Here is a 6,979-nt window from a genome sequence, read left to right on the forward strand (position 1 = left end):
GGAGACCCGCATGACGAAGATCATCGCCTGCATCGACGGCTCGGCCTACGGCGCGAGCGTCTGCGACCATGCGGCCTGGGCCGCGGGACGGCTCGGCGCTCCCGTCGAGGTCGTCCATGCGCTGGGACGCCGCGACACATCGAGCGCGCCGTTCGACCTCAGCGGCAGCCTGGAGTTCGGGGGCCGCGAGGCCCTGATGGGGGAGCTTGCCGAACTCGACCGCCAGAAGGCCAAGCTCGCCACGACCCGCGGCCACCACATCCTCGCCGAGGCCGTCGCCCGGTTGCGGTCCGATGGAGTCGGCGAGGTCACGGAGAAGCTCCGGCACGGCGACGTGGCGGACACGATCACCGACCTCGACCCCAAGACGCGCCTCGTCGTCATCGGCAAGCGGGGCGAGGCCGCCGACTTCGCCAAGGGCCATCTCGGCTCCAACCTCGAGCGCGTCGTGCGCTCCACGACCAGGCCCGTCCTGATCGCGGCCCGCGCCTTCAAGCCCGTCGAACGGGTCATGGTGGCCTTCGACGGCGGGCAGTCGTCCGCCCGGGTCATCGAGCGGCTGGCCGCCAGCCCGCTCGTCGCGGGGCTGCCGTGCCTCATCCTGATGGCGGGGACGCGAAGCGGCGAGCCGGCGGCACGCCTGCACGAGGCGGAACGCACCCTTTCCGCCGCACGCTACCGAGTGACGGTCGCCATCGAAGACGGCGAGCCCGACGAGGTCATCGCAAGCCGCGTGAAGGCAGACGGCATCGACCTCCTGGTGATGGGCGCCTACGGGCACTCGCGCATCCGCAACCTCATCGTCGGAAGCACGACGACCGCGCTCATCCGGTCCTGCGCGATCCCCGTGCTCGTGATCCGGTGATCGCGGCCGGCAGTGCCGAGCGGACCGCCCCGGGCTTCGTGCTCGTGGCGTTCGACGGCGCCCACTGCGACCGCATCCGCAAGTCGCTGGGGGAGCGCATCCACTTCTCCGGCCTCCTGCGGTTCCTCGTCCCCGGTGACGAGGCGGTGCGGGCGGTCTACCACCGCGACCTTCGCGACCGCACTGAAGCCGAACGGCTGGACGGACTCCTGCGCCATCTGGAGCGCAAGGGCTTCGAAGTGCATGGCGCGGCGCCCGACGAGATGGGAGCTGGTCCCCGCGAGCGGTACGGCACCAACCTCGTGGAACTCGCGGTCGCCGTCATGGGGCTGGCGAGCGAAGCACACCGTGTCGTGCTGGTCGGCGGCGACCGCAAGCTCGTGCCCCTCGCGCAGGCGCTGCGGGAGCGGGGCACGCACCTGACGGTCGCGACGTCGCTCGCGATGCCGGAGGTCATCCGCGCGTCGCCGGAGCTTTTGGCCGAGGCCGACGCGGTCGTCGACTTCACCGCGCAGGTGCTTGCCGCGGCGGACGACGGAACGCGAAACGACTAGAGGTGGTCCCGGCACCCGCCGGGGCGCCGCAGCAGCGAACGATCGGAAGGCATGGCATGGGGCGGTTCATCGCCGAAAACGCACGGTGGCTGGCGGGCGGCTTTCTGCTAACCCTCTTCTCGTCCTTCGGGCAGACCTTCTTCATCTCGCTGTCGAACCCCGGTATCCGCGAAGCCTACGGGCTGACGCATGGCGAGTTCGGTGGCCTCTACATGCTGGCGACGCTCGGCAGCGCCTTCACGCTGCCCTTTCTCGGCCGCGTCATCGACCGATACCGCACGACAACGGTCGCGGCCGGGACGATCGCCATGCTGGCGGTCGCGACGGTGGCGATGGGCCTGTCGGCATCGCTCCCGTTCCTGGTCCTCTCCCTCTACCTCCTGCGCCTGTTCGGCCAAGGCATGATGACCCAGACCGCCCTGACGGCGACCGGCCGCTGGTTCGCCGCCAACCGCGGCAGCGCCGTCTCGCTCGTCACGCTCGGCCAGCAGGCGGGCGAGGCCTCGTTCCCGTTCCTGTTCGTTCTGGTGGCCGGAGCGATCGGTTGGAGACAGTCCTGGTTCACGGGGACGGCAGCCCTTCTGCTCGTCGCGCTCCCCGCCGTCTTCCTTCTCCTGCGGCGCGACCGCGTTCCCCTGAACGACCCGGTCGCGAAGGTACGGACGGTCGCACGGGACTGGACCCTTTCCGAGGTCCTGCGCGACCCGAACTTCTACCTGATCTCGGCGGGCGTCTTGGCCCCGCCCTTCGTCGCGACGACCATCTTCTTCCACCAGGTGTACCTGACGGAGCTGCGCGGCTGGCCGCTGACGCTGTTTGCGGCGGGCTTCGCGGTCATGTCGATCGCGAACGTGACGTTCACGCTCTTCTCGGGATGGCTGATCGACCGCCTGTCGGCGGCCCGCGTCCTGCCGATGTTCCTGCTGCCGCTGGCCGCGGCCAGCCTCGTCGCCGCCTTCGTCACCGCGCCATGGGCGATCTTCGCCTTCATGGCGCTGATGGGCGTCAGCAACGGCTTCTCGTCGACCCTGTCGGGCGCCATGTGGCCTGAGCTCTACGGCACCCGGCACCTCGGGGCCATCCGCTCGGTCGTGGTCGCGACGATGGTGTTCGCCAGCGCGGCCGGCCCGGGGCTGACGGGCTACCTCATAGATGCCGGGGTCGACTACGACCTCCAGCTCGCGGCCATGGGCATCTACGCGCTGGTCGCGGCCGCCGGCATGTCGGTCGTGTCGCGGCGGATCGTCCGTAAGCCGACGTCCGGATCAGATCATGTGCCGCTAACGCTCCGCCGCTGACCGCCCCCAACGGCGAACGATCTCGGTCGCGAGCTGGTAAAGGTCCGGGGCGACGACATCCGGGAACGGGACGCCCTCGGCACGCAGCGCTGCGTTTCCGGGCCGTTCGACCAGTCCGGCAAAGCACCCGGCGGCCTGAGCGCCGACGGTGTCCCAGACATGGCAGGCGACGAGGCAGAGATCGGCCGGCGACACGCCTTCACCATCCGCCACCATTCGGTAGGTCTCGGGCGCCGGCTTGAACCTGCGGACCTGATCGACGCTGTAGCTCCGGTCGAAGAACGAGGCGAGGCCCGCCTGCTCGAGCGGGCTCGGGGCCGCGGACGGGGGCGAGTTCGTCAGCGTGACGAGCCGGAACCCGGCCTGCTTGAGCGCCTCGAGCGCGGGTGCCGCGTCCGGATGCGCCGGCATGGCCCGCAGAAGGGCGCCCAACTCCTCGACGTCGCTCGCCTGGATGGAGACCTGCCGGGTCTCGGCGACCATTCGCAGGACTCCCGAGGCCAGTTCGTCGAAGCGGACGTACAGTCCGGCGAGCGTCAGCGCCTCGGACTTGAGGATCAGTTCGGCGAACCACTGCCGCATGACCGATGCGTCGCTGAAGAGCCGTGCGAACAGGGGCTCGAGCACGGTGATGTCGAGCAACGTTTCGTTGACGTCGAAGACGATGACGGAAGGGGTCTGCGGCATGTTGGGAATCCTGTTCTTGTCGCCCAAACGGGAGCCATACGGGATCGCGGTCCGTTACCCGTCCCGAAGCATTGCCATGCCGAGCCTCAACCGGAGGGCCGTGGTGATCGCGCACAGAGCGGCGTAGCCGTAGGCGATCGCCGGGAAGTAGGTCGGCACAAGGCACATGGCGACGAAGACCGCGATCGTCTCAGCGCCCTCAGCGAGCGCCCCGACGTAATAGATGCCCTTCGCCGGGAACTTAGCGGACCGCAGGCCCCGGCGCTCGGCGATGAGCGAGAAGGCGAGGAAGCTGGTTCCCGTTCCGACAAAGCTGGCGATGAGGACGGCGGCCGCCAGGGCGTTCGCGTCCGGGTCCGCGAGGGCGAAGGCAAGCGGCACGAGCGTGTAGAAGGCGAAGTCGAGGACGATGTCCAGAAACGCGCCCCGGTCCGTCGGGCTGGTCGCGCGCGCGACGCTCCCGTCGAGGCCGTCGACCAGTCGGTTGGCCGCGATCGCCAGAAGGCCGGCGAGGTACCAGTTGGCCCAGATGAGACCGAAGGCCACGACGCCGAGCCCGAACCCCGTCCACGACAGCGCGTCGGCCCGCACGCCTCGCTTCGCGAGCACCCGTGCCATGGGGACGAGGACGCGGTTCTGGAGCGGGATGATGCGATGGTCGAACATGGCGGCTTGCCGGTCCCGTCAAAGGGCGTTGAGCGTCCAGTCATAGGCCAGGAACGCGATCCGCGCGCCCTCCGGCAACTCTACGGGGGCGTTCGCCCGGATCCAGCCGGCCACGTCGCCCCCGCCGAAGTCCTTTCGATACCAGTCCATGACCTTGCTGACGCGAACGGTGGCGCCGTCGACAGAGTAGCCCTTCGCGGGATTGGCGAAGGTCCTGTCCACCTGGTCGGCGAGCTGCGCATCGAGAAGCCTGGCGACGTAGGGTTCGGCGCGCAGGTCCGGACAGGAGATCGCCGCACAGTTGACGGCGAAGTGGATCCTCGGTTCGCCGAGCTTGCGGATGGTTCCGTGCTCGATGTCGTCGAGGCTCATCTCCCGACCGCCGATCGGCCAGCGGAAGCGCTTCCAGGGGCTGGCCAGCAAGCCGCCGAGGTTCTTGATCGAGCGCGTCTCACCCTCTCGGGTGATGAGATCGACCGTCAGGAAGTTGTAGGCGTTGATCCAGTAGGCAAGCTTCTCCTGCCGACTGACGGCGGAATTCGGATCGGACGCCAACAGGGTCGCCAGGGCCTCGGCATGCCGCGCGTCCCTGCGCCACGATCCATAGTCGACGCCCGCGTAAGCGATGCCGTTCCTGCGGGCTGGACGGACATGGGCGCTCAACAGTCCGCCATACGCCGTCGCGAAGCGCTCGTACGATGCGTCGGCCGCGCGAGCCTCGATCGCCCCGCCGGCCAATGTGAGCCCCGCGGCGGCGAGCGCGACCAGCGCGGCGGTCCCCGAGCGGCCCGACTTCCATTTCCGGTAGGCGACGGGAAGGAGCGCCACGAGACCGAGCAGCGTGAACGCCACCAGGACGTCGGCCGACACGAGATCCGAGAGGCTCGAGATCGTGCCGAGCTCACGGCCGAGATGCGCATAGACGAACGTGCCGGGAACGATGCCGAGAAGGGTCGCAAGGACGTAGGTCCGCAATCCGACGCCCAGGAGGGCAGGCGCGATGTTGACGGCAAAGAAGGGAAACAGCGGCACGAGCCGCATGAAGAGCAGGTACTCGAAGGCGTTCCGGCGGAAGTTCTCCGAAACCCGCTCGGCCAAGGGGCCGGCCCGCGCGCGCAACGCGCCGCCGACCGACGAGCGCGCGACCAGGAAGAGGATGGTCGCGCCGACCGTGGCGGAGACCACGGCGAGCGCCCCGCCGACTAGCGTGCCGAAGAGAAAGCCTCCGAGCAGCGTCATGACGGACGCCGCGGGCAGCGACAGCGCCGTGATCGCGACATAGGCGGCGAAGAAGGCCGCTCCCGAGAGGACCGGCCGCGCTTCAACGTAGGACAGAAGCTCCTCGCGCCGCGCCTTCACCGTCTCGATGTTGAGGTAGTCGGTCAGTCCAAGTGCGTAGGCGCCGAGCATGAGGACGACGATGACCGCGACGAGAACCCATCCGCGACGGGACATGGGCGATACCTTTCGATCGACGATGGAAAGCCGAAGGGGGGACGAGAATGGTTCACCAACGCGGGAGCTTGCGGAGGATGGACACGAGGCGACGCGTCCGATCGCTGAAGAGGGCGGGACTGTACCATTCCCCCGCGGCCTGCTTGGAGACCTCGGAGAACGTCGGATAGGGAAGTACGAGGGATGCGACGTCGCGGAGCTTCAACCCCTTCGCGATGGCCAGGGCCCAGAGACCGATCAGCTCACCCGCGCCGGGACCAACGATGGAGCAGCCGAGGATGCGCCCGTTCGGGAAGGCGACGACCTTCAGGAGTCCCTCCCGGCGCCCCTCGGTGACAGCGCGGTCGAGGTTACCCATAGACTTGGTGAGGCATCGGACCCTGTCGCCGTGCCGCGCCCGGGCGGTCGCGAGGGTCATGCCGACGTGGGCGAGTTCAGGATCCGTGTACGTCACCCAAGGCAGGGCACCGTAGTCCACCTTGGCCGGGAGCTGGAAGGCCAGGTTCCGGATGACGATCCCGGCATGGTAGCCGGCGACGTGGGTGAACTGCGGTCCCCCGGTACAGTCGCCGACGGCATAGATGCGTCGATTGCTGGTCCGGAGCCGCTTGTCCACGTGAATGCCCTGCCGCCCGCACTCGACCTTTGCCCGGTCGAGAGCCAATCCCTCGACGTTCGTGGCCCGGCCCGTGGCGACGAGGACGTGGGACCCCTCCAGACGGCGCGTCGCCCCGTCGACGATGGCCTCCACAACGTGTCCCGCGTCCCCGTGCCGGACGGACCGGACCTCGGCGTGTTCCAGAATGTCGACGCCCTCGCCGATGAGGCTCCGCCGCACCACCTCGACGAGGTCGGGATCGTCCTTCGGCAGGATCGTGCCCCGGCTGACGACGGTGACGCGCGAGCCGAGGCGCCGATGGGCCTGCGCCATCTCGATCCCGATCGGGCCGCCCCCGATGATGACGAGTTGGGCGGGCACCGTCCCGACGTCGAAGAGGCTCTCGTTTGTCAGGACGCGCGCGGGATCGAGTCCCGGGATAGCCGGGATGGCCGCACGCGATCCCACCGCCAGCACGAAATCGCGGGCCCTGATCGTCTCGCCGGCAACGGTCAGAGTCCGCTCGTCGAGGAAGCTTGCATGGCCGCGGATCACGCGCACGCCGAGGCCCTCGAAGCGCTCGACGGAGTCGTGGGGAGCGATCGTCGCGATCACCCCTTGAACATGCGCGTCCACCCCCTGACGGTCGGGGTCGAAGGAATGCGACGGGACGGCCGCCAGATGGGGGGTCCGGTGGGCGTGGACCAGCTTGGCCATCGCAAGCAGGGACTTCGAGGGCACGCAGCCCGTGTTCAGGCAGTCCCCGCCCATTCGCCCGGCTTCGACGAGGACGGTCCGCAAGCCGAGTTGCGCCGCACCGGCCGCCACCGAGAGACCGCCGGATCCGGCGCCGACC

The 6,979-nt window shown here is 69.2% G+C and carries 7 protein-coding genes; 3 read left to right on the forward strand and 4 right to left on the reverse strand.

Annotated elements, in window-relative coordinates; all coding sequences use genetic code 11:
* Nucleotides 1–10: 10 nt before the first annotated feature.
* Genes NS365_RS18005 through NS365_RS18015 form a run of 3 tightly spaced genes read left to right on the forward strand, consistent with a single transcriptional unit; the run spans nucleotide 11 to nucleotide 2,717 of the window.
* Nucleotides 11–865 carry a universal stress protein gene (locus NS365_RS18005; RefSeq protein ID WP_058601683.1) on the forward strand — a complete coding sequence of 285 codons (855 nt, stop codon included), beginning with the start codon at nucleotides 11–13 and terminating at the stop codon, nucleotides 863–865.
* A complete protein-coding gene (locus tag NS365_RS18010) occupies nucleotides 862–1,419 on the forward strand; it encodes an NYN domain-containing protein (RefSeq protein ID WP_058601684.1) in 558 nt (185 codons plus the stop codon). Before NS365_RS18005 ends, NS365_RS18010 begins: the two co-directional genes overlap by 4 nt.
* 56 nt (nucleotides 1,420–1,475) lie before the next feature.
* The gene (locus NS365_RS18015) at nucleotides 1,476–2,717 is read left to right on the forward strand and encodes an MFS transporter (protein ID WP_058601685.1); all 1,242 of its coding nucleotides are present in this window, start codon (nucleotides 1,476–1,478) and stop codon (nucleotides 2,715–2,717) included.
* On the opposite strand, the gene NS365_RS18020 is transcribed toward NS365_RS18015, so the two are convergent.
* The 4 genes from NS365_RS18020 to NS365_RS18035 all read right to left on the reverse strand — a co-directional run.
* Nucleotides 2,700–3,404: a haloacid dehalogenase type II gene (locus tag NS365_RS18020; RefSeq protein WP_058601686.1), complete on the reverse strand. Its 705-nt coding sequence runs from the start codon at nucleotides 3,402–3,404 to the stop codon at nucleotides 2,700–2,702. The two genes, NS365_RS18015 and NS365_RS18020, sit on opposite strands and share 18 nt — an antisense overlap.
* 54 nt (nucleotides 3,405–3,458) lie before the next feature.
* Nucleotides 3,459–4,070, reverse strand: a complete 612-nt coding sequence (locus tag NS365_RS18025) for a CDP-alcohol phosphatidyltransferase family protein (protein ID WP_058601687.1) — start codon at nucleotides 4,068–4,070, stop codon at nucleotides 3,459–3,461.
* 18 nt (nucleotides 4,071–4,088) lie between these two features.
* Nucleotides 4,089–5,480 (reverse strand): DUF547 domain-containing protein, encoded by a 1,392-nt coding sequence (locus NS365_RS23735; RefSeq protein ID WP_244498496.1) that lies wholly within the window; start codon nucleotides 5,478–5,480, stop codon nucleotides 4,089–4,091.
* 97 nt (nucleotides 5,481–5,577) lie between these two features.
* Nucleotides 5,578–6,979, reverse strand: a 1,402-nt coding sequence (locus NS365_RS18035) for a dihydrolipoyl dehydrogenase family protein (RefSeq protein WP_058601690.1), incomplete at its 5' end; no start/stop codon positions are given.

Origin of the sequence: Aureimonas ureilytica, assembly GCF_001475935.1 — a bacterium.
In the GTDB taxonomy this organism is placed as follows: domain Bacteria; phylum Pseudomonadota; class Alphaproteobacteria; order Rhizobiales; family Rhizobiaceae; genus Aureimonas; species Aureimonas ureilytica_A.